Annotated in this window: 20 protein-coding genes; 12 read left to right on the forward strand and 8 right to left on the reverse strand. The window is 64.4% G+C overall.

What is annotated here, in order from left to right; all coding sequences use genetic code 11:
* Nucleotides 1-12: 12 nt before the first annotated feature.
* The gene (locus ACFWF2_RS23290) at nt 13-255 is read left to right on the forward strand and encodes a M23 family metallopeptidase (RefSeq protein WP_379309588.1); all 243 of its coding nucleotides are present in this window, start codon (nt 13-15) and stop codon (nt 253-255) included.
* 210 nt (nt 256-465) lie between these two features.
* Here the strand turns inward: ACFWF2_RS23290 and ACFWF2_RS23295 are convergent, their stop codons facing one another.
* A complete protein-coding gene (locus ACFWF2_RS23295; protein WP_379309550.1) occupies nt 466-1569 on the reverse strand; it encodes a helix-turn-helix domain-containing protein in 1104 nt (367 codons plus the stop codon).
* A 214-nt stretch (nt 1570-1783) separates the two neighbouring features.
* Between ACFWF2_RS23295 and ACFWF2_RS23300 the strand changes: the two genes are divergently transcribed.
* Nucleotides 1784-1996, forward strand: a complete 213-nt coding sequence (locus ACFWF2_RS23300) for a hypothetical protein (RefSeq protein ID WP_379309551.1) — start codon at nt 1784-1786, stop codon at nt 1994-1996.
* 24 nt (nt 1997-2020) lie between these two features.
* Here the strand turns inward: ACFWF2_RS23300 and ACFWF2_RS23305 are convergent, their stop codons facing one another.
* Nucleotides 2021-3544, reverse strand: a complete 1524-nt coding sequence (locus ACFWF2_RS23305) for an FAD-binding oxidoreductase (RefSeq protein ID WP_379309552.1) — start codon at nt 3542-3544, stop codon at nt 2021-2023.
* Between the two features lie 168 nt (nt 3545-3712).
* On the reverse strand, nt 3713-6175 hold the full coding sequence (locus ACFWF2_RS23310) for an FHA domain-containing protein (RefSeq protein WP_379309554.1): 2463 nt from the start codon (nt 6173-6175) through the stop codon (nt 3713-3715).
* Between the two features lie 559 nt (nt 6176-6734).
* Between ACFWF2_RS23310 and ACFWF2_RS23315 the strand changes: the two genes are divergently transcribed.
* From ACFWF2_RS23315 to ACFWF2_RS23325, 3 genes are all read left to right on the forward strand, one after another.
* Nucleotides 6735-7511, forward strand: a complete 777-nt coding sequence (locus ACFWF2_RS23315) for a histidine phosphatase family protein (protein ID WP_379309555.1) — start codon at nt 6735-6737, stop codon at nt 7509-7511.
* A 223-nt stretch (nt 7512-7734) separates the two neighbouring features.
* Entirely contained in the window at nt 7735-8994 is a 1260-nt protein-coding gene (locus ACFWF2_RS23320; RefSeq protein WP_379309556.1) for a sensor histidine kinase, read from the forward strand.
* Complete coding sequence (locus tag ACFWF2_RS23325; RefSeq protein ID WP_379309557.1) at nt 8982-9626, forward strand: response regulator; 645 nt, start codon at nt 8982-8984, stop codon at nt 9624-9626. Before ACFWF2_RS23320 ends, ACFWF2_RS23325 begins: the two co-directional genes overlap by 13 nt.
* Before the next feature lie 42 nt (nt 9627-9668).
* On the opposite strand, the gene ACFWF2_RS23330 is transcribed toward ACFWF2_RS23325, so the two are convergent.
* Nucleotides 9669-11180, reverse strand: a complete 1512-nt coding sequence (locus ACFWF2_RS23330) for an alpha/beta fold hydrolase (RefSeq protein ID WP_379309558.1) — start codon at nt 11178-11180, stop codon at nt 9669-9671.
* Between the two features lie 67 nt (nt 11181-11247).
* Nucleotides 11248-12435: a serine hydrolase domain-containing protein gene (locus tag ACFWF2_RS23335; RefSeq protein ID WP_379309559.1), complete on the reverse strand. Its 1188-nt coding sequence runs from the start codon at nt 12433-12435 to the stop codon at nt 11248-11250.
* A gap of 233 nt (nt 12436-12668) precedes the next feature.
* Here ACFWF2_RS23335 and ACFWF2_RS23340 point away from each other — a divergent pair, with 233 nt between their 5' ends.
* Nucleotides 12669-12983 carry a hypothetical protein gene (locus ACFWF2_RS23340; RefSeq protein ID WP_379309560.1) on the forward strand — a complete coding sequence of 105 codons (315 nt, stop codon included), beginning with the start codon at nt 12669-12671 and terminating at the stop codon, nt 12981-12983.
* Between the two features lie 652 nt (nt 12984-13635).
* Here the strand turns inward: ACFWF2_RS23340 and ACFWF2_RS23345 are convergent.
* Nucleotides 13636-14868 carry a PucR family transcriptional regulator gene (locus tag ACFWF2_RS23345; RefSeq protein WP_379309561.1) on the reverse strand — a complete coding sequence of 411 codons (1233 nt, stop codon included), beginning with the start codon at nt 14866-14868 and terminating at the stop codon, nt 13636-13638.
* A gap of 367 nt (nt 14869-15235) precedes the next feature.
* Here ACFWF2_RS23345 and ACFWF2_RS23350 point away from each other — a divergent pair, with 367 nt between their 5' ends.
* The 6 genes from ACFWF2_RS23350 (at nt 15236) to ACFWF2_RS23375 (ending at nt 21567) form a co-directional block, all read left to right on the forward strand.
* Complete coding sequence (locus tag ACFWF2_RS23350; protein WP_379309562.1) at nt 15236-16474, forward strand: hypothetical protein; 1239 nt, start codon at nt 15236-15238, stop codon at nt 16472-16474.
* Between the two features lie 8 nt (nt 16475-16482).
* Complete coding sequence (locus ACFWF2_RS23355) at nt 16483-17781, forward strand: NADH:flavin oxidoreductase (protein WP_379309563.1); 1299 nt, start codon at nt 16483-16485, stop codon at nt 17779-17781.
* Nucleotides 17782-18759: 978 nt separating this feature from the next.
* Nucleotides 18760-19098: a WXG100 family type VII secretion target gene (locus ACFWF2_RS23360; RefSeq protein WP_379309564.1), complete on the forward strand. Its 339-nt coding sequence runs from the start codon at nt 18760-18762 to the stop codon at nt 19096-19098.
* On the forward strand, nt 19098-19397 hold the full coding sequence (locus ACFWF2_RS23365) for a WXG100 family type VII secretion target (RefSeq protein ID WP_379309565.1): 300 nt from the start codon (nt 19098-19100) through the stop codon (nt 19395-19397). The genes ACFWF2_RS23360 and ACFWF2_RS23365 overlap by 1 nt, the downstream gene beginning before the upstream one ends.
* Nucleotides 19398-19402: 5 nt before the next feature.
* Nucleotides 19403-20917 carry a hypothetical protein gene (locus ACFWF2_RS23370; protein ID WP_379309566.1) on the forward strand — a complete coding sequence of 505 codons (1515 nt, stop codon included), beginning with the start codon at nt 19403-19405 and terminating at the stop codon, nt 20915-20917.
* Nucleotides 20905-21567 carry a pentapeptide repeat-containing protein gene (locus ACFWF2_RS23375; protein WP_379309567.1) on the forward strand — a complete coding sequence of 221 codons (663 nt, stop codon included), beginning with the start codon at nt 20905-20907 and terminating at the stop codon, nt 21565-21567. Before ACFWF2_RS23370 ends, ACFWF2_RS23375 begins: the two co-directional genes overlap by 13 nt.
* 322 nt (nt 21568-21889) lie before the next feature.
* Here ACFWF2_RS23375 and ACFWF2_RS23380 read toward each other — a convergent pair whose 3' ends face one another.
* Nucleotides 21890-22384, reverse strand: coding sequence for a flavoprotein (locus ACFWF2_RS23380; protein WP_379309568.1), 495 nt, complete (start codon nt 22382-22384; stop codon nt 21890-21892).
* Between the two features lie 38 nt (nt 22385-22422).
* The gene (locus tag ACFWF2_RS23385; RefSeq protein ID WP_379309569.1) at nt 22423-23781 is read right to left on the reverse strand and encodes a helix-turn-helix domain-containing protein; all 1359 of its coding nucleotides are present in this window, start codon (nt 23779-23781) and stop codon (nt 22423-22425) included.
* Nucleotides 23782-23894 lie beyond the last annotated feature (113 nt).

Genomic DNA, 23894 nt, shown 5'->3' on the forward strand with positions numbered 1-23894 from the left:
CGGCGCACCCGGATTACGCGGCGCCGCAGGAGAAGATCGCGGCGATCACGGCACTGGTCGGCTCGGGCCGGTTCTCGCTGCTCGACTGAGCGATCCGTCAGCGCCGGGCAGAAGGTCACCACCGGCGACGTGATCGGCCGTGTCGGTGCCACCGGCAACGTCACCGGGCCCCACCTCCACCTGGAGATCCACCCGGGTGGCGGCGACGGCGTCGACCCGCTCAGCTGGCTGCGGGGCAAGGGCCTCAACATCTGACACCGGTCCGTACCGTGCCCGCCCGCCGTTCTGGCGGGCGGGTTCGCGGTGACCGGAACCCGGGTTGGGCCATTGGTGCGACCATGTTGCCTCCCTGCGGAACGAAGGAACTCGATGCGGGCAGTGACTCCTATCTTGAGCCGCCGCACCGGCCCGGTGAACGAGTAGCCCCATACTCGATTTCCGAGAATCGTCATCAAGAGCTGGCGTCTAGGTGTCGTGGAACGCTTCGCGCACGGTGGCCGCGGCGGGTCGATCCCGCTGCGCTATCGCGCTCACGATCTCCGAAACCCGCCAGTGGTGCGAAGGGACCAATCGGCCGCTGGCGACCACGCCCAGCGCCACGTTCGCCGCCTCATCGGGTTTGTCAGCGGCGACCAGCGCAAGGCCCAGGTCCAGGTTTGCCATCGCGATTCGGCGCGGTCGGACGCACGCCGCGCGCTGGAGGTCGGCCACGACATTGCGCGCGTAGACCTCGGCCGCCGGGTCACCCAGCCAGGACAACGTGGTGGCGACGTAGGTATCGGCCTTCGACGGGTCGTAGCGAAAGTGATGCTCCGGCCGGTCAGGGGTGCGCAGGCCGGACACCAGACGCGCGACATTGCGCAGCGCCCCGTATGTACCCGCGCTGTCACCGATTCGTGCCAGGGCGCGGCCCTGCTGCGCGGTCGCTTGGATGTAGGCCGAACTGTCGGCGGGGGAGACATCGCGCGCCGCCTGCGACAACTCGGCCGCTGCGGCGAACTCCCGATTGACGAGGTGCTGCCAGGCCCGCGTCTCCAGCGTCCAGGCCGATATCTCCGGGTGCTCGGACTCCTCGGCGATATCGCGGGCAGCGCGCAGACGGGCAGCGGCGGCCGGGAGTTCGTCCAGGTCGATGTGGCATGTTCCCGCCAGCAGGGAGAGCCACCCGGCAGTGACCAGAAGGCGGCGGTGCTGGACCAGTGTCATCTTCCCGTCCAGCAAGCGCGCGGTGTATCCGAGATGCTGACGAATGCCGACCAGCAGGTCGGCGGGCGCGGTGGTGGAGTAGGCCGACGCCAGATCATCGACGGCCATCTCCAGCCGGTCCAACGTATCCCCGCCGACATCGGACGCGGCTACCCGCTCTATCCATTCGGCCCCGGCGCGTTCCCCGTCGACCGGTTCGCCAAGTGCAGCGGTGTAGGCGGCGGCGACCTCCGTAGGTACCGGCCGCTTGCCGGACTCGATGAGCGACAGATACGCGGGTGAGTAGTGCGTCATCCGGGCGATTTCGCGCAGCCCTATCCCGGCCGCCTCACGCGCGGCTCTCAGCTGTGCGCCCGGTTCCATCGCGGTGATCCTTCGGCTCGGTGAGCTGTGAACACTCTGTCAACACCGTAAGCCTGTGACCACCAATAACGCACGCCTAGCGTTGATTTCAGCCCCATCGCCGGGCCGATGCTCGGGGCAATCCTCGGCACATCGGGCGCAGCGAGCTGCGCGGACGATGGCGAAAGCTCTCCGGCGGTGGACGCATTCACCGAACGACTCACAAGGGGGACCGATGAGCGACGCGATCACCCCTCGACTCGATGAGCTGACCGAGCGGGCCGCGCGGCGGTCTATGGCGATCCGCCGCGCGCTCGAACCGCCGTACGGGTGGGAGCTGTACAGCCCGTTCAGGGTCGTCTGCGCTGGGTCGCTGGACAACGTGGCCGCGTGGCTGACCGCCGCCGAACAACGCGACGGGCACGAGCAACCGGAGGGCGGTGGGTGATCGAAGCCGATTATCAGCGGTCGATCAGTGTGACGCGGGCGGGATGCTCTGCTCGTACTGGAAGACGTTGTGGGGGTCGTACTTCGCCTTGATTTTGCGCAGCCGCTCGAAGCGCTGGCTCCCCCAGTAGGCGGTCTCCCACTCTTGCATTCCGATGTTCGGCACGTTGACGTAGGCGCCGTCCGCATAGGGCCGCAGCGCCTGGCTGAACTCAGCGGTCCAGGCCTGGGCCTGTGAGGTCAGCGGGTCGCCGACGCCTGGTTGTGTTGAACGAGTACCCCAGGCTGCGCCGATCTCGCCGTAGAAAAGCGCGTCACGATGCGCGAACGCCGTGCCGCCGGGTGGCTCCCTCTTGATCGCCCCGCCGAAGGCATCGACGAAGTAGTTGCTCTCCTCTGTAGGAGCGTTTCGCATGAAGTCGCCGATGATGTCGATCGCCGTCTTCGGAAACGGCTCTTTGACGAACTCCGAGAAGAACTTCCAGTTCGCGGGCTCTTGCGCGAGCGGGAGCTGGGCTCGCGCATAGATGTCGCCCCAGTTACCGACCTGCACCGTGACATCGGGTGTGCCGACCGACAGGATCGGAGCCAGCATCTCTCTGGCCTGTGCCGCTGCCCCGTCGACAAGCCACGCGGTCAGCAGGATCTGGGACTTGTGGATCTCGAGCTCGGATCCCAGACGGCTGTCGGCGGGCGGTACCACACGCTGCCACGCCTCGAAGACCCCGTAAAGGTCCCCAAGTCCATCCCATGTCGCCTGCAGATAGGCGAGATGCTCGAGCGGATACACCGTATAGGTGAGGTGTGTGACGATCCCGAAGTTGCCGTTTCCCGCCCCGCGGAGCGCCCAGAGCAGGTCCGAGTGGTGCTCCAAGTCCGCGTTGATCACCTCGGCGCAGTCGTGACCCGACGGGACGACGACCTCGGCCGCCACCAGGCTGTCACAGGCCATGCCGAGCCAGCGGTTGAGGGGCCCGAGGCCACCGCCGAGCGTCGCACCGCACAGGCTCACGCTGCCCTCGCTTCCGGTGGTGACCGCAAGGTTCTGCTTCGCGAGCGTCGTCACCCCTTCCAGTTGGTTCAGCCCGGCGCCGACCGTCGCGATGCGAGCGCCATGGTCGATCTGGACCGATTTCAGCTGGCTGACGTCGATGACGATGCCGTTGTCGACGTTCGACCAGCCTTCGAGGGCGTGGCGGCCACTCCGCACCCGCAACGCGATGTCGTGCTGCCGCGCCCACGTCAGGGCGTTCACCACGTCCTGGGTTTCCTGCGCGAAGACGATGACCAGCGGATAGTGAGAGAAGAGCTGGTCCCAGCCGAGTCGCGCCTCCGTGTACGACGCGTCACCCGGGTGGACGATGTGGCCGGTCAGCGTCGCGGGCGGGCATCCCGGGCTTTTACTCGGGTGGTCCGCGGCCTCAATTCCCGGGGCGCTTGTGTCCGCAATCTCCGGCGTGTCTGCGGCCGTAAGGCCCGAGGCAACGACTGCTCCGACGCCGGCGGCCGCCGACGTCCTGAGCAGGTCACGGCGAGAAAGATCGCTCAAGGTTCAGATCCTCTCAATCGGTCTACGCCAGTGCCGGGCTGCCAAGGGAACTCTTACCCGCGGCCGGTAACACTTTCGTGGCGCTGTGGGACCCGAACTGCTGCCGCTGACCTACGCCCGTTATCGGTGCCTAAATCCTGGTACACAGGCTGCTCTGTGCTTGTCGTGTCAAATCCGCGCAGGGCGGGCACCGCGCCGCCGTGGCCGCATCTGGTACAGGCGATACCAGGCCAGTGTGAGGAAGACGGCCGCTAGAGCGGCGACGACTCCCATGTCGAGTAGCCACGTGCCGAGGGTGTGTTTCCAGAGCGGGTCGGGTCCACCATCGTGCGGTGAGAGGGTGTCCAGGTCGAGACTGGCCGCTCCAGCGCCGTAGCCCCAGCGAGATGGTGACAGGTAGGACAGCTGTTGCAGAACGGGCGTGCCGGGCAGTCGCACCAGACCGCCGGTGAGCACGAGTTGTGCCATCGACAGCACGATCAGCAGCGGCAGTGTCTTTTCCGAGGTGTTCACCGAGACCGACACCAGCAAGCCCATCGCCAGCGACGCGATGCCCAGCATCGCCATCGCCAAGATCAATTCCACTTCGACCGAGGTGAATATCCCTTTCGGCGGGAAACTCTCACCGATAGTGCCGATCAAGAACAACACCACCGACTGAAGGATGGTGATCACACCCAAGACCAGTAGTTTCGACATCAAATAGACTCCGGCCGACAGGCCTGCGGCGCGTTCTCTGCGGTAGATCGTCTGTTCCTTGACGATCTCGCGGATCGAGTTGCCGGTGCCGACGAAGCAGGCACCGAATATCAAGATCATGAGCTTGGTCGGGGCGTCGGTGTTGGTTCCCGGTGTGCCGGTGAATCCCTCGCCCGATGGGATCGCAGCGATCAAACCGCCCAGCAGCAGCGGCATTACGCCGAGCAACACCAGATAGCTGCGGTCCGAGGCGATCACCGCCAAGTAGCGCCTGCACAGTGTGCTGAGCTGGCTGAGCTTGGACTGCGGCGCGGGCGGCGGTGCCGGTGGGCGCTGCACTTCCCCCTGTCCGACGTCGTCGATCGGCCCGACATCGACGTAGTTCTCGTAGCGCGGGGAGTCCCGGAATTCACCGGCCCAGTCGCGGTCCTCCTCCCGATCGAATGCTTGGAACACCTCGGCCCAGGTGCGCTGCCCGAATTGCTGCAACCCCTCTGCGGGCGGTCCGTAATAGGCCAGCCTGCCGCCGGGCACCAGGACCAGCAGGCGGTCACACGAATCGAGATTCGCCACGCTGTGGGTGACGACGATGACGGTGCGCCCGTCGTGGGCGAGTTCGGACAGCATTTCCATGACCGTCTTGTCCAGGCCTGGGTCCAGGCCGGAGGTCGGCTCGTCGAGGAACAACAGGGACGGTTTGGTCAGCAACTCGAGTGCGACGCTCACCCGTTTGCGTTGCCCGCCGGAGAGTCGATCGATGCGAGTGTCGGCGTGCCGCGTCAAACCGAGCTCGTCGAGGACCTCGTCGACCCGCTGTTCGCGCTCCTCCCTGCGTGTGTCACCGGGGAAGCGCAGTTCGGCCGCGTAGAGCAGGGCGCGCCGGGTCGGGAGCTGGTTGTGCAGGATGTCCTCCTGCGGAACGAGCCCGATCCGGTGCCGGAGTTCGTCGTAATTGGTGTACAGGTCGCGTCCGTCGTAGCGGACGGTCCCCTCGGTCGCGGGCCGCAGCCCGGTGACCGCGCCCAACAAGGTCGACTTGCCCGCTCCGCTGGGTCCGATGACCCCGACGAGCGAGTGCTGCGGGATAGGGAAGGTCACATCGTCGAGGAGAACTTTGCCTTCCGGTGTCCGCACGATGAGGTTTTGCACGCAGACCGAGATGTCACCGGTGTCGACGGACTCGCGCAGTTCGTTGCCGACGAGTCGGTAGGTGGTGTGTCCCATGCCGATCAGATCGGATTCGGAGAGGTCCGCGGCGTCGACCTGGTGTCCGTTGACGTAGGTGCCGTTGTGGCTGTCGAGGTCGACGACTCGATACCTGCCTTCGGCGATCACCTGCAGTTCGGCGTGATGGCGAGAGACCATGAGGTCGGGCACGACGATGTCGTTGTCGGCGGCGCGCCCGATCCGCAGCGTGTCCGAGCTGATCCGTACTACCGCGCCAGGATGGGCGGCCGGAGGCGAGGGCCGAGACACGCGCCGGGGCAGGCCCGGCTCGAACTTGGTGATCGTGGCGTCATCGTCGAGGTCATAGCCGGGATCCGGGACGACCATCGTGTCCCCACCTCTATCGCCATCGGTCTCGGGCTCGAGGCCGGGCGATGTTTCCAGCGAGCAGGACAACTGCGCACCGTCTTTGGCATGACCGAGCTGGAAGGTCTCGTCGTGGTCGATCACCATCCGCTCGACGCGGTGACCGTCGAAAAAGGTGCCGTTGAGGCTGTGCGCGTCCTCGATCTCCCAACCGTGCGACCCCTGCTCCAGCACCGCGTGCAAGGTCGAGACGCGCGGATCGGTGACAACAATGTCGGCGTCCGGATCGCGGCCGACGTTGTATGTACCCCCGGCGCGTAGTCGATAGACGCGTTCTCGCGTCTGCACCACAAGAACCGGCGATTCGGAGAATTCTGTGGAGGACTGCCCATCCGCCATAAAAGGAGTATACGACCGTGCCGAACTGTCGTGGTGACAATAGGCCGAAACCATCCCTCGTAGTGTCCGCTCTGTCCATTTCCGCGCCATGAGCCGTACCTGGCTGACCAGCGCAAACCCGTCCCGGAGAGCGCAGAGGTAATCACACTCGATCGCGCGGAATCCGCAGCGAAGCCGCTCAACGGCCGAGCCGGAGAAAGACACTGGTGGAATTCGCGATATGAATCCGATGGAACCGGATGCAAGATCGAAGCCGAATATTTCTAAATTTGTTTCATGCATCGAATTTTGTTACGTCGCATATTTCATGCCGACCAAACGATCTGATGAACACAACCGATGATGTCCCGCAATGCTCGCTCGTCCACGTCGTCCGACGGCGAGCGGACTTCGGCTGTTACCCGGCAGGGTGCGTGCCGCGCCACCAGGCGTCGTGTGTAGTCCAGAGCGGACTGTGCCCAGACATCCGCCCGCACCGCGGTGCGGGCGGACAAGAACGTGGCCGAAGGTTCCCGTCCACCGGGAGACGTTCTTGGGGGCCTGTCGTGCCGATCCTAATGTGACTCCGGCCACTGGAACGTTTCAGTGTGGCCTGCACCATATTTATGAGGGAGTCTCTATGAATCTGATGAAGTCTCGCCTGTTCGCGATGATCGCAGTGATCATCGCGGCGGTGGCGCTCATGGCAGCCGGAGCAGGTGGCGCGGCCGCAGCGCCGCAAACCGGTGAAATGTTCCTCACCTTTGTCCGCCACGGCGAATCGGCAGGCAATACTTCCGGTCTGATCGACACTTCCGTCCCCGGACCCGGCCTGACCGAGAAGGGAAGGGTGCAAGCCGCCGCGGTAGCCGAGCTGCTCGACGACTGCAAGTTCGACGGCGTCTACGCGTCGACGATGGTTCGGACCCAGCAGACGGCAGAGCCGACCGCGAAGCTGTGTGGTCATTCGACAGTCGTCGAAGCGGGTCTGCACGAGATCGAGGCAGGCATCTACGAGGGCACGCCGGAGAGGGAGGCGCGTGAGGGTTACTTGGCCGCACCGATCCAGTGGCTGCAGGGCAACCTCGATGCCCGGATCCCCGGCTCGATGAACGGCCACGAGTTCAAGAAGCGCATGGACGACTCGATCCAGGACATCCAGGACCGCGGCAGCAAGCGTGCGGTGATCTTCTCCCATGGCGGTGCCATCATGTTCTGGGCGCTCATGTCCGTCTCCGATCCTGACATGAGCAAGCTGCAGTCCGATCCGCTGCACAACACCGGCCGGGTGGTCGTGAAGGGCTCCCCGGCGAAGGGCTGGAAGCTCGTCTCGTGGGACGGCCATTCCGCCGGCTGAACCCGCCTCTCGTCGTCCAGGGCATGGGCCGCTGCCAGCAGTGCTGGGCGGCCCATGTCGTGGCGATGACAGCGCGCGCCCTGCGGCACCCGAAAGCTCATCCGTGGCGTGGCGGTCACATGACCGAACCGAAGATCGGCGTGAGCGAAGCTGTACCCGGGGCGATGCGGGCCTCGGGCATGGAGGGCACCGGCCGGGCGCGGTCGCGTCCTGTTCTGACAGCATGACGAGCGTGATCAAGGCCCTGCGCTCCGCACGAGACAAAGCACGGCGGCTGCCGGGCGCTGTCTGGTACCTGGCGGTCGGCGGTGTCACCGCGCTGTTCGCGCTGTTCGCGGTGGTCGGCCTGCTGATCGTCTGCGCTTTCTGCCTGATCGGCGTAGGCATACCGGCGCTGCCCGAGGTGATTCGGCTGGCTCGGCCGTTGGTGTCGTTCGATCGGCGCAGGGCGGCACGCTATCTCGGTGAACAGGCGGTGCAGGCCTATCAGCCGTTCACCGGCGGCTTGCGGCAGCGGGTCGCGACGGTGTTCACCGATCCGGCGAACCGCCGGGACTTCGGCTGGCTGGTCGCACACGCGCTGACCGGCATCTATCTCGCGGTGTTCGCCATCGCGCTGCCGCTCAGCACCTTCGTTCAGCTGGTGATCCCGGGATTCTGGCAGTTGATGCCGGCGGGGGAGGAGTTCGCCAGTTTCGGTTTCGTGGTCGACTCGTGGCCGAAGGCGATACTGAGCTTCTTCCTCGCGTTCCCGGTGGCCCTGGTGACTCTGCAGCTTCCGGTGGCCGCGCGCTGGCAGGCAATGGCCACCCGTGCCCTGCTGAAACCGACCGAGGGCGCCATGCTGGCCGATCGAGTCGCGGCCCTCACCGCGACACGGGCCGCCGCGCTGGACGCGCACGGTGCCGAGCTGCGCCGGATCGAGCGTGACCTGCATGACGGCGCGCAGGCCCAGCTCGCGGCGGTGATCATGCAGCTCGGGCTGGCCGACCAACTGCGCGACCAGGATCCGGAAACGGCGCAGGGTCTGGTGCGCAAGGCGCAGGACACCGCGACGGCCGCGCTGGCCGAGCTGCGTGATGTGGTGCGCAACGTATACCCGCCGGTACTCACCGATCGAGGCCTGGCGAGTGCTATCTCGGCGGTGGCCGCCCGCAACCCGATCCCCTGTGTGCTCGATCTCGGTGAGGTGGGCAGGCGCCCCGCCGCGGTGGAGGCGGCGGCGTACTTCGTCATCACCGAGGCGCTCACCAACGCCACCAAGCACTCCGGCGCCGCGGCCATTTCCCTGGTGCTCGGCGGTGCGTCCGAGCTGTTGACGATCGAGATCCACGACGACGGGGTGGGCGGCGCCGTGGAGACCTACGACGGCGGGCTGGCCGGTATTCGGCGCAGGGCCGAGGCGCTCGACGGCCGGGTGACGCTGACCAGTCCACCCGGCGGCCCTACTGTATTGCGGGTGGAGTTGCCGTGCGGGTCATGATCGCCGAGGACGATGCCTTGCTGCGGGAGGGCCTGGTGTTGCTGCTGAGCACGGCGGGCATCGAGGTGGTGGCCGCCGTGGACAACGCGGACGACTTCCTCGCGGCGGTGGCCGCGGATCGGCCGGACGCGGTCGTCGTCGATGTGCGCCTGCCGCCGACGTTCACCGACGACGGTTTACGCGCGGCCGTCAGCGCGCGCAAGCTGCACCCCGGCCTGCCGGTGCTGGTGCTGTCGTCCTGGGTAGAGGACAGCTACGCCGCGGAACTGCTCGGTGACGGTATGGGCGGTATCGGCTATCTGCTCAAGGAGCGGGTCGGCAAGGTGGATCGCTTCCTCGATTCGCTGCGCCGGGTCGCGGCGGGCGGCACCGCGATGGACCCCGAGGTGATCTCGCAACTGCTGGTGCGGCGCAAGGCCGATGACCCGCTGGCCGCGCTGACCGCCCGTGAGCGCGAGGTGCTCGCGTTGATGGCCGAGGGCCACAACAACACGACCATCGCGGAGCGGCTGGTGGTCAGCGAAGGCGCTGTGCACAAACACATTCGGAGTATTTTCGCCAAGCTCGGACTCTCCGCCGAGGATGTCGGCCATCGTCGGGTACTTGCCGTCTTGACCTACTTGAACGCGTGAAGCCCTGAACCCGTTGGGGTCCAGGGCTTCACCCGGCTCCGGTCAGCTGACTCGACAGGTCATATCGCCGGCCGGCAGCGTGCCGTCGCGGAAGTAGGTGTTCACCGCCGAATACACGCAGGAGTTCTGGTAGCGCCCGAAGATCCAGTGGATCGGCACATCCTGGAGGGTGACCATGCGGGACGCGCTCAAAGCGTTGTGCAGGGCGACCGCTCCGTCGTACGCGGTCCTGGTGTCACCGGTGGATTGCACGATCATGGCGGGCACCGCGTTGCGCACCACCGTGGTCGGTTCGGTGGGCGGGGCCCAGAACGCGCAGGGTGTGATGTTGTTGGTGAATCCGGCGAACACCGGTTCGGTGGCGCGGGCAGCCTCGATGTTGCGCCGATAGAATTCCGGATCCCGCGGTGCGGCAACGTCACCGCACATGATGGCCATCTGTGCCGAATTGTCGTTCGGCCGTGCTTTCAACGCGAATCCGAGTGTGGCATTCAACGTTTCGTCGGGCTGGGCGGGCTTGCCCGCGGCAGCATCGGCGATGGTACGGATCTGACCGGCGAGCATCCCGTACTGGTCCGGGCTGTCCAGCCCGACGAACAGCACCACCGGCAGCCAATGTTCGTCGATCTCATACTCGCCCAACCGGATCGGCGTGTCCGCAGCCTGTTTGATCAGGTCCTGGACAGCGCCGCGAACCTGGGCCCGGCTGGTTCCGAAGTGGTATTCACCGTCGCGTGTCGCGACCCAATCCGCCCACAGGTCGAGTGCGGCCTCGTTGGCCGGACCCATTGCCTGCATCATGCCGACCGTCCCGTAGGCGTCCGGGTCGGCCGCGCTGTCCAGCACCATCCGGTCGCTGCGTTCGGGGAACATCTGCATGTACACCGCACCGAGGTAGGTGCCGTACGAGGTGCCGAAGTAGCTGATCTTCTCCGCGCCGAGAATGCCGCGGATGACGTCCATGTCCCGCGCGGTGTTGCGGGTGGTGATGTGGGGCAGTCGAGCCGCTTCGGTAGCGGCGCAGCGGGCGGCCAGGTCCCTTTGTATCGCAACGGATTCCGCGAAGCCTGCCGCGTCGAGGCCCGCCGAATGCAGCCCGAAGCCGATCGGCCACCGGCAGTCGACGGCGGACGAGCGCCCGACGCCACGCGGATCCATGCCGATCAGGTCGTAGCGCGCCCGTACTTCGGGCGTCATCGCGTTGCCGACATCGACCATGAAGTCCAGGCCTTCGCCGCCGGGACCGCCGGAGTTGGACAGCATGACGCCGCGCTGCGGTGCGGGATCGGTGCCGGCGATCCGGGAGATCGCCACTGTGAGCGTAGGCCCCTGTGGGTCGGCGTAATTCACCGGCACAGTGACGTCGGCGCACTGTGCCCCGGCCTCATCCAATTTCGGAACCCCGCAGTCTTTCCAATCCAACTGCTGACTGGTGAGCCGGTCCTGCACCGCGGTGTGCGGTTTCGTCTCGTCCTCGGGACCGGCACAGCCGATCAGTCCGCCACAGGCCACCAGGACGGTCAAGGCGACCGTCAGCCCTTTCGTGTGTTGCACTGTCTCTCCTCGGAAGGTGTTCGGCCGCAAGCAATATGGGGGCCGTGGTTGCTGGTGGGCGGGGCGATCACGAGGCGCACAGGGCGGCGTCCAGTACACCGTTGACCGCATCGGCCTCCTCCTCGGTGGCCGGCAGCTGGTTGACCGTGACGGTCACCGCGGTGCCTTCGGCCGTCACGCCGTTGCGTGTCTCGAAGCCGGGAATGCTGCCGCCGTGCCCCCAGACCTCTTTGCCGCACGGCGTGATCCGGTGGATCAGGGCGAGGCCGTAATCCGCGCCCGGCATGCGGTCGAACGGCACGGTGCGTTTCATCTCGGCCAATTGCGCAGGGGGCAACAGCTTTCCGGCGAGCAGTGCGGCGAAGAACCGGTTCATGTCGGTCGCGGTGGCGACCATGTCACCCGCGGTGGCGGCCCAGGACGGGTCGAAGTCGGTGAAATCGACTGGCGTACCGTCGATCCGGTGATATCCGCGGGCGTGCGGGCCACGGATGATGGTGTCGCGGGCAGCGGGCACATAGGTATCGCGCAGGCCGATCGGCTCGAGGAGTCGGCGCCCGATCTCGTCGGCGGCCGGATTGCCGGTCACCCGCTCGATCAGCAGACCGGCCAGCAGGTAATTGGTGTTCGTGTAGGTGGATTTCGCGCCCGGTTCGAACTGCGGCGGCGTCGTCATCGCCCGGCGGACCAGCTCGGTCATCTCGAAGTGCTGCCACCGGAGCGTTTCCTCGTCCGGGTCGATCTGTTCGGAATTCTGGGCTGTGATGCCGTCGCCGGAGCCACGACCGAGATAGTCCGGTACTCCGCTGGTGTGCTGCAACACTTGCCGCACCGTGATCCGGTTGCCGTCATTGCCGTTGCCCCGCACCAGACCGGGCAGGTAGCGCTCGATCGACGAGTCCAGGTCGACCTTGCCCTCGGCGACCAGCTGCATGATCACCGTCGCCACGTAGGTCTTCGTGTTGCTGCCGATCCGGACGCGCGCGTCGTCCGGGAACGGTGCGCGAGTGTTCAGGTCGCCGACACCCGCGGTGAACGTCCGATGTCCGGCGGGTCCGTCGATCACCACCTGCACACCGGGAAATCCTTGGCGCACCAGCTTTTCCATTGCGGTGGCCACTGCGGGCGGTGGCGTCTTCGCCGCCTCTTCCGGTGCGCCCACCGATGCCTCACCGCACGCGGCCGCAGAGAGCACCGCGCCCACCACTACGACCGAAAGGGCCGCTTTACCGGAGTTGCGCCGAAATGGGTTCATGAGCAGTGTCTTCCTCCTGTTCGAGCCGGAAGGCATGGGTGCGTCCCCGACGATTCGAGCCTAGGAATCGGCAGTCCTCGCGCCCATGCCGCGCGCACCCGAATGCTGGGTACTGTCTGCAGGCGTGACGTGGTAGTGCTAGCACCACCACGTCAGCAGTTGGTCGTCACGAATTATCAGGGATCATTTGGTTGGATGTCTGTGACGATGACGTCAGATCAACAGTGGCCCTTATGGCGGAATGCAATACGGGCTCACGATTGCCGGAACACTGGAGCGCCACCGTGGCCGACGGACTGCTGTTCACCGACAGCATCGCCGCGCATTATCGGCTCGACGTCGAGCGACCGAACCTGATCTGGCTGTACGAGCAGACCGCTCGGGTGTACAGCGACACCTCTCAGCTCCAGCTCAGTGCGAAGTTCGAGAGGCGTGGGAACATCTCGGCACCGATCACGGAAATGACCAAACGTCTGCGCGATGTTGCCGGACGCATTCGACGCCACGGTCGGATGCATGGAGCGCCGAGTCTTGGTGCAGGACTATAAGATCGACGAGCTGCTGGGTCTCGACGCTGACAAGCCGATCCCTGAGCTCACCGAGGTCGCCCGCACACCCCGAACTCTCGCGATCCCCTCAACGATTGACGACAGTTCGACAGCGGCCTGACGAGGCCGCCAACGGTAAGGCGTGGTAGCCCGCCTCTCATGCCCGACCGTTGTTGGGTGTCGGACACCGGTTTGCTGGCGGGGGTTCTCGCAACGGGAATCCAGGTCGCCAACATCCGAACGTCTGTCATGAGTCCCGAGCGAGGAGGCTCGGATGAATGCCGGTCCCAACGCGATGTCGCAGGTTGGGTTCCTCGGCGGGGCACATCCAAGATGGGAACGCAGGCAACCTGGGAAATTGCTCTGGCCAACTGGTCGTCGAGGCGGAATTCTCCCTGGGCTGAGAGAAGGTGCGGTGCTCCTCGGACCAGCCCGCCGGTTCCCGCATTCGACTGAACCCGGAGCGGGGCACGATCGACCGCGCGGGCAGTGCGTCATCTGTGCCCGCATGGCGAGCGTTCGTTGCCGGGCACAAAGATTGGCACTTCGACCTTGGGGCAGTTGGCTGTTGCCCCGACGAGGGACGCGATACGCGTCGTTTTCCCAGAATTGGTACAAGGAAGTACACCATGCACCACCGTGTCGTTGTCGGCTAGGGGGTCCGGTCGTCGGGGCCGCTTCGCCAATGTCGGATCTCCAGCGCCATCCCGATGTTCAGTGCATTGTCTTCGAGGGGGTGGGGCAGTAGCTCATTCGCGCGCTTGATGCGCCGCAGCACCGTGTTCCGGTGAGTGAACAGCCGGTCCGCCGCGTTCGACACATTGCACAGTTCAATCAGGTACACGCGCAGCGTGTCTCGCAGTTCCGGATAGTTGTCCAGCGGCCCGAGCGTCGACGCGACAAACCTGTCTGCCAGATCGGGTGAGGCCGTCAGCAGCAGGACACCTTCGACATCGCCGAAGGTCGCGACGGCGCGACCGGTGTCCAGGCGCGCCATCATCCGCTGCGTCCTGACAGCGTCCAGGTGCGACGTGCGAAATCCGTCGATTCCATGTCCTGTCGACCCGACGGCGACCTGGCAGTGGGGCCGCGCACCGACGATGCTCTCGATCGAGCTCAACCGGTCCGTGTCGATTTCGCCGAGCCAGGCCCAGATGGTGCCCGCGCTGGCGACGGCAGGTATCACACTCCTCGCTCGCAGATGGCGTGCTACCTGGTTGACCACGCGGTCCAGTTCGGACAGCTGCGGCGCAGCGTCGGTGGTCCACACCACGACCGCTGTGTGTGCCTGATCGAGCCGATAGCCGAGGGCGCGTTCGATGGAAGCAACGTTGGCCCCGCCGCCACCGATGACCAGCGATACCGCCTCCAGCCTGGCGGCGTCTTGGCCGCGGAGCAGCTGCTCGCGTTCGGCGGCGATCCCGACAGCGAGCGCGGTGATGGTCTCATCGATGAAGGTTCCCATCGACTCCGCGGTGACATCCAGCATGTCGCGCAAGTCGTCGGTATTCGTCGTCAGATCGAAGGCGATGTTCATCCAGCGTCGCCACGCGACGTTGTGCCCGAGGCGATACGCATCGACGCTGGCCTCGGTGTGGCCTCGAAAGACGAGGCTCCTGGCGACCATTTCGACATCGTCGACGAATGCCGGGACGGGGCGTCCGGGATCTCTCATGTTGGCGGCCGCCCAATGCTGCACATGGGCGTGTATGTCCCGCAGAAAGAGTGCCCGAACCTCCGGGTCGGCGGAGAAGGGTGCGATGTCGGCAGCCGAGAACGCCGCCTCGTCGATCTCGGCGATCCATTCCGCCGATGCCGCGGACACTATTGCGGCCGCTCGACGTATCAACTCGGCCACCGCGGGCCTGATCCTGGCCGATTCCATGGACCGAGCATAGAGGTGCGGTGCATAGTGCACAAAGATGCTGACAGATTGGTGTGATTGCCCCTTCCGTAGGTGGTGGTGTGGCGCGAATCATCGAATCAGCCCAACGTGCCAACGCCGGCCCGGGGTGGAGGAGTCCAGAAATGCGTCGATGTCGAGTTTCCTTGGGGCAAAACCGGTTTGGCCTTTCCGTCATGGAAGAACGCAGAACAGCATGAAAGTAGGAATGCGGAGACCGGCGTCGGACGGTGCCTGTCGGCTGCCGACGACCACGCGTTGTGTGCGCTGACCAGCGAGATTCGCCGAACGCAATCGGAAGTTTCTCTACTACAAGGTATTTCAACTAGTCAAGGAGTCAGGAAGCCTGATGGACACCGCACCGCTGCACACTCCGATTCGTATCGGCAAGCTCGACATCGGCGGTCGCCTTTTCAAGTCGGCCACGCACGAAACGCGTGCCACCGATGATGGCGCTGTGACGGACGAACTACTCGATTTCTACCGCCCGATGGTGGAAGCCGGCACCCCCCTTATCATCACCGGCAACATGTTCGTGTCGTGGCAGGGCAAATCGGCCTACCGGCAGGCCGGCATCCACTCGGACCAGATGCTTCCGGGGCTGAAGGAGTGGGCCGATCTTGCCCATTCCGGCGGGTCGAAGTTGTTCGCCCAGCTCAACCACGGTGGCCGGCAGATGGTGCGACCAGCACCCGGCGTTCCCGAGGCCATCTCGGCCTCGGCAAGACGGGAGAAGGCGCAGGGAACAATGCCGCGACCGCTCCGACTCGACGAATTCCCCGCACTCATCGAGTCCTTCGCTGCCGCTGCGGCCCGAGCCCAGAACGCCGGTATGGACGGTGTCCAGATTCAGATGTCCCACGGCTACATGCTCAGCCAGTTCCTCAGCCCGGAATCCAATCGCCGAACGGATGCGTACGGCGGCAATGCCCGCAATCGCATGCAGCTTCCGCTCGAGATCTATCGAGCCGTGCGTCAGCGGGTCGGCCCCGACTTTGCCGTGATCATCAAGCTGAACGGCACGGACACGATCCCCGTCGGGGGTGTGCGACTCGACGATCAGATCGAGCTCGCCCTTCGCCTACAGGACGAAGGGCTCGACGGGGTCGAGGTCACCCGCGGGCATTTCGCGTCTTTCCCGAGCACAACCTCCGGGCACTTTCGCGGGTACGTCACGGCGCAGGTGACGAAAGGGGCGATGCAGGAAGCGTCGATGCCCCGGCGGCTGACCTTTCGCGCATTGGCACCGGTCATCGAGTTCGGCCTGGAACGTGCCTTTCCATACCGCGAGGGGTACAACCTTCCCCAGGCGCAAGAGTTCACGAAGGCCCTCGACATCCCGGTGATCACGGTCGGAGGCTTCCAGACACCGGCCGCGATGGCCGAGGCGATCCGTTCGGGTGCGACCGACGCGGTCGCTTCCGCGCGCGGCCTCATCGCCAACCCCTACCTCTACCGGGACCTCGACAAACCCCGAACCGAGGTTCCCGCCTGCACGTACTGCAACAAATGCATCGGCGTCGCCGGCGGCCTCCCGATCGCCTGCTACGACCAGACCGTGGGCTCCCCGCTCGCTCGCACCCTCTAGGAGTCACGATGCCCACACCCGGTACCCCGCTGCAGATCGGCACGATGGAAGTGACGGGACGGCTCTACAAGTCGGCCACCAGCGAGACCCGTGCCAGCGACGACGGCTACGTCACAAACGACCTGCTCGACTTCTATCGACCGATGGTCGCCGCAGGCACGCCCCTCATCGTGACCGGCAACCTCTTCGTTTCCCGCCAGGGCAAGTCGGCAGGACGACAAGCAGGTATCGACACCGACGACAAAATCGACGGGTTGGCCGCATGGGCACGTCTGGCGCACAGTGGCGGGACGAAACTGGTGGCTCAGCTCAACCACGGTGGCCGACAGATGGCCAAGGCTGCGCCCGGCGAGCGGATCGTCTCTGCCTCGGACGTCCGGGAGCCGATGTACGGCTGCAAGCCCAGCCCCCTGCGTCGCGACGAGCTGCCCGGCTTCGTCGACTCCTTCGTGCGGGCAGCGGGCCGAGCGGTAGCGGCGGGAATGGACGGACTGCAGATCCACGCCGCTCATGGCTACCTACTGAGCCAGTTCCTCACGCCACACACCAACAGGCGAAACGACGATTACGGCGGCTCGCTCGAGAATCGAGCACGTCTCTTGCTCGACGTGATGGCCGCGGTTCGTGCCGAAGTCGGCGACCGTTTCCCGATTCTGGTGAAGATGAACGGGACCGATGACCTGCCGTATCGCCGAGCCTGCACTACCTCTGAACTCATCCGGGTCGCACGCTGGCTTCAAGATCTCGGCGCCGACGCGATCGAGATATCACGCGGCCACTACGAATCATGGCCCGGAATGGTGCAGGGGAACTACCGAGGATTCGTCTACAACAGTGTGACGCGGGGCCCGCTCGCGTCGTCCTCCCGCGTTCGCAAAGCAGCGATGCTCGCTGTCGGACCAGTCGTGGAGCGTGTGGCCGGCCGACTGCGGCCGCCAACCGAAGGCTTCAACCTCGACAGTGCCGCCCAATTCACCGAGGTACTCTCCATCCCGGTGATCTGTGTCGGCGGATTCCACACCAAGCAGGGTATCGAGCAGGCGATCGGCAGCGGCAAAGTCGACGCAGTTTCGGCAGCTCGCGCTTTCATCGCCGACCCTCACCTTTACCGCAACGTGGTATCTCATCCGACGCGGAATCGTCCGGTCTGCGGATACTGCAATATCTGTATCGCGTCTTTCAGCACTACACGGATCGACTGCGGCAGCGAGGACATTCGCACGCTCCGCGACGCGAATGTCCGCCGGCTCAGCGCCGACGAACTGAGCATTGCTCCGGCAGAACGCGTGCCCACCGCACCTTCCTGATCGGCACCGGCCGAACATGGAATCGCCCACAGCCCAGTTCGCGGACAGTCTTCGTCATGGCTATGACGGTCCGGGCTGTGGCCCGGTGCGGTCGATCCTTCCACATGGTCACAGGCGAGACGGTAACCCTGTTCGCTGAATTCGCGGGAGTGCACGTTCTCGCCACGTGGCGAACAGCATCGGGCGCGGGGAAATGCCCTGTTGACCGACGCGTTCCCATGTTCGCTGTGCCCTACTGCTCCAGCGGGGCAAACGCGACTGGCCTGGGCTTTGGTGATGAGCCTTCCTGGGCGTTGCGGGATAGATTCCGTTGACCTGCGGAAATGATGTCGCAGGTTCGTGCCCTCGGCAGGACACACAAAACATGGGCAACCGGAAAACGCCTGGTCATAGCGGATTATTACACGATCTAGCGATCTCGGTTGGCCGGTGCCGATCCTATCGCGTTCTCATCTTGGATGTGCCCACGGCGGGGCATATCCAAGATGAGAACGCGTGTGACCTGGGGATTTGCTGCGGGGTCGAGGCGGCCTCGGGCAAGATCAGCGGCGCGACCGGCAAGATCAGCATCGTCCACATCTCGGCACGGTGACCGGGGTCGTCGGTCCCGCCAGCATCCAGCCCTATGTCACCGTGGTCAGCGACTCCGGCGACACTGTGACCACCTTCGGGCGAGTTCAGGACGTCTGAGTCACTCGGGCCCGGTTGATGGCTTCGGCGATCGACCGGGCGACCTGCCCAAGTGCCCGCCACCTCGGCAACTTCCGCACCGGCGTCGGATCCGAACCCGTCGCGACCGGCAATCCTACAATTCGTCGGGCAGTAGCGTGAACGCCTTGTGCTCGGTCAGTGGGCGAATCGCCCGGAATGCCCGGTCATACTGGCCGGGCTCGATTCCTTTGGGCAGAGACCTCGTCTGTTGCAGCCCCACGCTGCCGTGTCTAGGCTGACTCCGATGGCGTGAGAACGGGGGGAAGCATGGCGGGTGAAAACGATACTTCTGGAACAGTTTTCGCGATCGTGCCGGGTGAGGTGACCGATGCTGGTGTCTATATCCAGCAGGTCGCGGAGTCCCTGATCAACGGACTCGGCACGCTTGACCGCGAGGTATCGACTGTCCTGGACAATTGGAGCGGTGCGGCGGCAGAGGCGTTCGGGGACGGCTGGACTGAAACCAAGAAGGGTGCCGCAGACGTATTGAACGCCCTCGCGACGATGGGCGAACTTCTGGGCATCGCGAGCAAAGCCGTTGTCAGTCAAGACGTCTCGAACTCCGATGCTTTGAGTTCGCTCGACCTACCGCAGTTGAACATGTGATGGACGACTCCCGCGACTTCACCTTCGACATCGATGAGTTGGACCAGCTCATCAGTCGCGCCAATGGATTCATCGGCTTCCTCACCGAAAGCCTCGACGGTATCAACAACCGAATCGCCTCCATCCAGCAAAGCTGGCAGGGGGCCGCTGCCGACGCCCAAGAGGAGGTCTACCGAGAATGGGCTACCGGGGCTGCCACGGTAATTGAAGGGCTCACCCAGATGTACGATGCCGCCGTCACAGCCCGCGACGCCTACAGTGCGGCAGCGGAAGCCAACTTGAGAATGAGCGGTGGCTGACTTCTATGGGCGCAGTGTCGCCGCAGTCCTATGACAGCGCGGCCGCGGCATGCTACGACTTGTCGAAGAAATTCCAAACCGTCTACGAAACGCCGCAAACCGTACTCTTAGAAACAAGCGCGATGGCCGGCGGCTATGAAGCAGTCAAGTCGTGGTCGAAAGCCTACGACGACCGTGCCGCCGCATTGACAATGGTCGCGACCAACTTCGCGCGAGCCCTGCAACACTTCGGGGACATACTGACAGCGTCCAGCTACAACTGGAAGTCCGGGGAATACACAGCCAACCGCAGTACCAACAAGGGCGACCCGCCATCGTTGCCCACCGGCATCCCGTCCGAGCTACCCTACGGCGCGGGCGCAGTAGTCGGTATCGCGTCATCAGGAGCCTATACCAACGGACTTCAGACAGACTGGACCGAACTGCAGGACAAGGTCACCACGTTTGTCACCGGCGGCCAAGTCCCCGATGGAGATACCGACAAACTCGCACGCGCCGTAACTATGTGGAAGACCTTCGCCAATTCAGACCCTCTCGAGTACGGCGTGGCCCGGCTACTAACCGTCGCCTCCGGGCTGGAACAAGGCTTCGGACCTAAAGTCCCGGCCGACATCCCGAACCATACAGCCAATCTTCGCAAGCTCGCTGACAAACTCCGCGAAATCCGTACCGCCGCCCACGACATCGCCAACGCGGTCGGAGCCCACAATGTAGCCTTGACGAAAATGCGCGCCGATATCAATACTCAGTTCGCAGCGGTAGTTGTGGTCACCGCAATCTCGATCGGGCGTTCGATGGTAAATGTCAAAGAGCAGCCAGCGAAGGAAAAGGCGCCGAGCAAGCAGCAGTCGCAGTCGCCTAACGACAACAAAGTCGAGATAGATATCGACTTCCTCAACGACGCCGCCTGGGCCATAGCCGGACCCGCCAACACATTCCTCACCACCCTCAGCACCCTCACTTTCACCACTGCTAACCTGACAAACGGCGACCTTCTGACCATTGTCGAGTTGCCGATAGTGATCACTGCCACGAACACCGAGGTAATCGGGAAGAGTTCAGAGAACAAATCGAACACGCCCGGGACGCCTGAGTACAAAGCCCGTCACGATGAGTTGTCGAAGGACCCCGCGAAAAATGGAAAGTCCAATCCGGCATCGGAGAGAGAAGCTGAGGTAGGATTGCAAGCGGAACGTGATGGCAAGATTCCAGGGCCTATAACGCGTGCTCAACCGGGGCCGAATAATGAAGATATGGGCGAGTTCGTAGATGCGACGGGCCAGCGCTGGGACGTGAAGAGCTCCCCTGACAGTCAGCCATCGTACCGGCCAAATGCTGGTCAGGAGATCAGTGACCCTCAATCTGATGAGAAATTTGTCAAGATGATCAATAAAGACCTCGCTGACGATGAGAATGTCCTAATTGATCCTGACGGAATGTCGCCAGCGCGGCGTGCGCGATTGGAACAACTAGTTTCTGAACATCCCGAGTGGGAAGGAAAAGTAGTATGGGGCAGTTGATTTATGGCCGGACCAGGAGCGATGTCAAGCGTTGGCCTTCTGACCCTGCGGCTCAAGCGGCTCTGGGGCTCTATCTGGATCAATTGCCACCGGTGTCGATATCGATGTCGACATCCAATCTCTTCAATGGGGACGGTCTGAACCTTTCCCGCTCTGATGTATCGGGTTTGTTCTTGGAGGGCGCGTCCTTGAATGGGGCCGATCTGACTTCGGCATGTGTATCCGATGCGGATCTGTATACAGCGTGGATGATTTCGGCCGATTTGCGTAATGCTGATTTCAGTCGTAGCGATCTCCGCAAGGTCGAAGGTCGTGGCTGTTCGGCATCTGGTGGTATTTTCTGTGATGCCCGTCTTCAGAGCGCGGTCTTCGAGGATTCGGACTTCCGGCGTGCAAATCTGGTTGGTGCTGACTTGCGGAGCGCAAGCTTTGCGGATGCCGATCTCGGATCCGCCGATCTGCGAGGCTGCGAGTTTTCTTCGACAGACTTTTCGGACGCACGAATGGGCGGATGTTCGGTGGCAGGCGCTTCGGGGTCCATAATTGGTCCAGTGGATGTCGGAGTGAAATCGGCTATGGTTCTCGCGGGTCTTGAGCTCAAGAAATGGTTCAGCGAAAACGGGGCTGTGGATGTCACCATTCGATCGTGACCCGGCTGTCATTGACTCCGAACTTTCGAAGGTGCCCATGAGGTGTTTTACCCCGAGATCAACAGGCAGGTATTGGTCGATCATGCCTTCATCGTGGCGGGCGGCGTGATCACCAAAGCAGCTCGTGCTTGGATCGGCAATAGGCTTGACGCCAGCAAGCGGAGCCAGAGGGGCTGCTGCACGACGAGGTGACAGTGTGACCTATCAATGCAGCAGCCCCCGGCGAGTGGGCGGGTAAGGCCTTGGTGTGCAAGCACCCGCGCGCCCTATGTGAGTGCATGGCCAGGCTACAGGCGTGCCGGCCTTCCGATGTTGGACATAGTCAGCCGAGGCTTTTCAGAGCTGCTGCCCACGGCACCGGTTCGCCTTCGTTGACCCGGATGAAGCGCACGCCCCAGTCGGTGAGGTTTGACAGTGCGGCAGCGACTGGCGGGAACTGGAATTGAGCTGCTCGTCCGTGCGGAACCGCTACGACTGGTAGCCCGGCTCCGGTCGTTTCGACCAGCAGAGCCAGTGGCAGTGTGTCGCCAATTCCCGCTGCCCATTTCGCCATGGAACTTGTCGTCAGCGGCGCGGCGATGACCGCGTCGGGCGGCGGCAGCAGGTCTTTGGTGCCGGGGATCTTGAACTCCGACCGAACGGGGTATCCGGTCTGTGCCGCGAGTGCTTCGGTGTCGATGAATCGAGCGCCGTTGGGGGAGGCCAGAACACACACGTCCCAACCGTCTGCCTGCGCGAGGGTCACCAGTTCCCCGACGTCCCCTGCCCCACCGGCTCCTGTCACGATTGCGTACAGAACTCTTGTGCGCTCACCCATGTCCCCATCATGGCAGGCAATGGGTGATGCGTCTTCGCCTACAGCGCCACGGCACCGACCCGGGAAGCGAGTTTGCCGAGGTCACCGGTGACGAGGTCGCGTCCGGCCTTGATCATCATGTGGCCCACTAGTTCCTGCACCGTGTCCATGTTGCGGACCTGTTGTGGCGCGATGCGCTCCGCTCGTAACAGTGCGTCCAGGGACATGGTGTGGTCGTCGCGGGCTGCGGCGGCACGCCCGACTTCTACGAAGTACTGTGCGGCGCGGCCGACGGTCGGCAACGATCGAGGGTCGAGGCGGTGGGCGAGATCGAGCACTCGTTCCGGGGATCCTTCTTCCATGGCTACGGTCATGTTCCACAACGCCACGTTGGCCGAGCCGAAGGAGACGTTGCCGACGATCGTGGTGGGATCGTCGATGGTCGCGCGGTCGAGTTGAGCCGCGTACTCGGCGGCCTGGGCGAGGTGATCGTGGGGGCTGGCGCCCATGGTGGCGGTGACCAAAGAGGCTTGGAGGTGGAGCATTCCGACTGTTTGTATCTCGGGGGCGGTAGTTGCGTCGGGTCCGACCTGGGCGGCGGTGTGCACGGCGCAGTCTAGGGCAGCCTTGAGGGACTCGGGTCGGGCGAGGAGTACCTGGCTGCGTACGTAGGCGCCCGAGGCGATGCCTTGTCTGCTGTCGATGCGTTTGGCAGCGGATTCGGCTGCTTGCGCGGCTGACCAGGCGACGGCGAAGTAGCCGCGTGCGCGCAGTGCCACCGAGGTCTCGGAAGCGACCTGGGCCAACGCATCCCACGCGGCGCGGCGGTCTCGGGGCTTTCCGCTGTGGGCTTGGCGGTACAGATCGGTGATCGCCGGTGCCAGCAAGGGGCCTAGTTTCGCGTATTCGCAGGCCATTTGGAGTTTGGTGATGCGTCGGGCGAGCGCGACGAGTTCGCCGATCTCGCGGACCGGCTGATCGTTTCCGATGTTGCCTGCTGCCCAGAAGGCTGTTTCGATGGCGGGCACCGAGGCGTCGAAGTCGTCGGTGGCGGGGCTGCTGCTGGGGAGGATGTCTTCGGTGGTGGCCGAGGCGACGGCCGCTGCCGCGAGGACGAGCAGCTGGCGACGGTCGACCTCGGTTGCCGCGTTCTGCCGGGGGAGTCGGAACCACAGCAGTTCCTCTGGGATGTGCAGAGCTGTTGCCCATTGGACCAGCTTGGACATCTTTTCGGGAGCTTCGCGGGACTCGATCCGGCTCAAGGTCGCCTGGGACATGTCGAGCCAGTTGGCGACGTCGAGTTGGGTGATCGGGGACTTGTGCATGGGGTGGGTGCGGAAGGCGAAGATCACCCGGCCCATGTGCCAGGAGGCCAAGGCGTCGCGCATGTGATCGCTGGCCCAGAACTCGGCGGGCATGACCGGTGCGCCGACAGCGGGTTTTTCGCGCGCGCAACTACTGCATGCCGTACCGGTGTTGAATCGGGACAACCGAGTCCCGCACATCGGGCATTCGCGCGCGTTGTTGGTCG

The organism is Nocardia sp. NPDC060259, assembly GCF_042728775.1.
GTDB lineage: Bacteria > Actinomycetota > Actinomycetes > Mycobacteriales > Mycobacteriaceae > Nocardia.

Coding starts and splice junctions, on each gene's coding strand:
- ACFWF2_RS23295 (WP_379309550.1), bottom strand. CDS start 1,569: ATGGAACCGGGCGCACAGCTGAGAGCCGCGCGTGAGGCGGCCGGGATA.
- ACFWF2_RS23300 (WP_379309551.1), top strand. CDS start 1,784: ATGAGCGACGCGATCACCCCTCGACTCGATGAGCTGACCGAGCGGGCC.
- ACFWF2_RS23310 (WP_379309554.1), bottom strand. CDS start 6,175: ATGGCGGATGGGCAGTCCTCCACAGAATTCTCCGAATCGCCGGTTCTT.
- ACFWF2_RS23320 (WP_379309556.1), top strand. CDS start 7,735: ATGACGAGCGTGATCAAGGCCCTGCGCTCCGCACGAGACAAAGCACGG.
- ACFWF2_RS23335 (WP_379309559.1), bottom strand. CDS start 12,435: ATGAACCCATTTCGGCGCAACTCCGGTAAAGCGGCCCTTTCGGTCGTA.
- ACFWF2_RS23340 (WP_379309560.1), top strand. CDS start 12,669: ATGGCGGAATGCAATACGGGCTCACGATTGCCGGAACACTGGAGCGCC.
- ACFWF2_RS23345 (WP_379309561.1), bottom strand. CDS start 14,868: ATGGAATCGGCCAGGATCAGGCCCGCGGTGGCCGAGTTGATACGTCGA.
- ACFWF2_RS23350 (WP_379309562.1), top strand. CDS start 15,236: ATGGACACCGCACCGCTGCACACTCCGATTCGTATCGGCAAGCTCGAC.
- ACFWF2_RS23355 (WP_379309563.1), top strand. CDS start 16,483: ATGCCCACACCCGGTACCCCGCTGCAGATCGGCACGATGGAAGTGACG.
- ACFWF2_RS23360 (WP_379309564.1), top strand. CDS start 18,760: ATGGCGGGTGAAAACGATACTTCTGGAACAGTTTTCGCGATCGTGCCG.
- ACFWF2_RS23365 (WP_379309565.1), top strand. CDS start 19,098: ATGGACGACTCCCGCGACTTCACCTTCGACATCGATGAGTTGGACCAG.
- ACFWF2_RS23370 (WP_379309566.1), top strand. CDS start 19,403: ATGGGCGCAGTGTCGCCGCAGTCCTATGACAGCGCGGCCGCGGCATGC.
- ACFWF2_RS23375 (WP_379309567.1), top strand. CDS start 20,905: ATGGGGCAGTTGATTTATGGCCGGACCAGGAGCGATGTCAAGCGTTGG.
- ACFWF2_RS23380 (WP_379309568.1), bottom strand. CDS start 22,384: ATGGGTGAGCGCACAAGAGTTCTGTACGCAATCGTGACAGGAGCCGGT.
- ACFWF2_RS23385 (WP_379309569.1), bottom strand. CDS start 23,781: ATGCCCGCCGAGTTCTGGGCCAGCGATCACATGCGCGACGCCTTGGCC.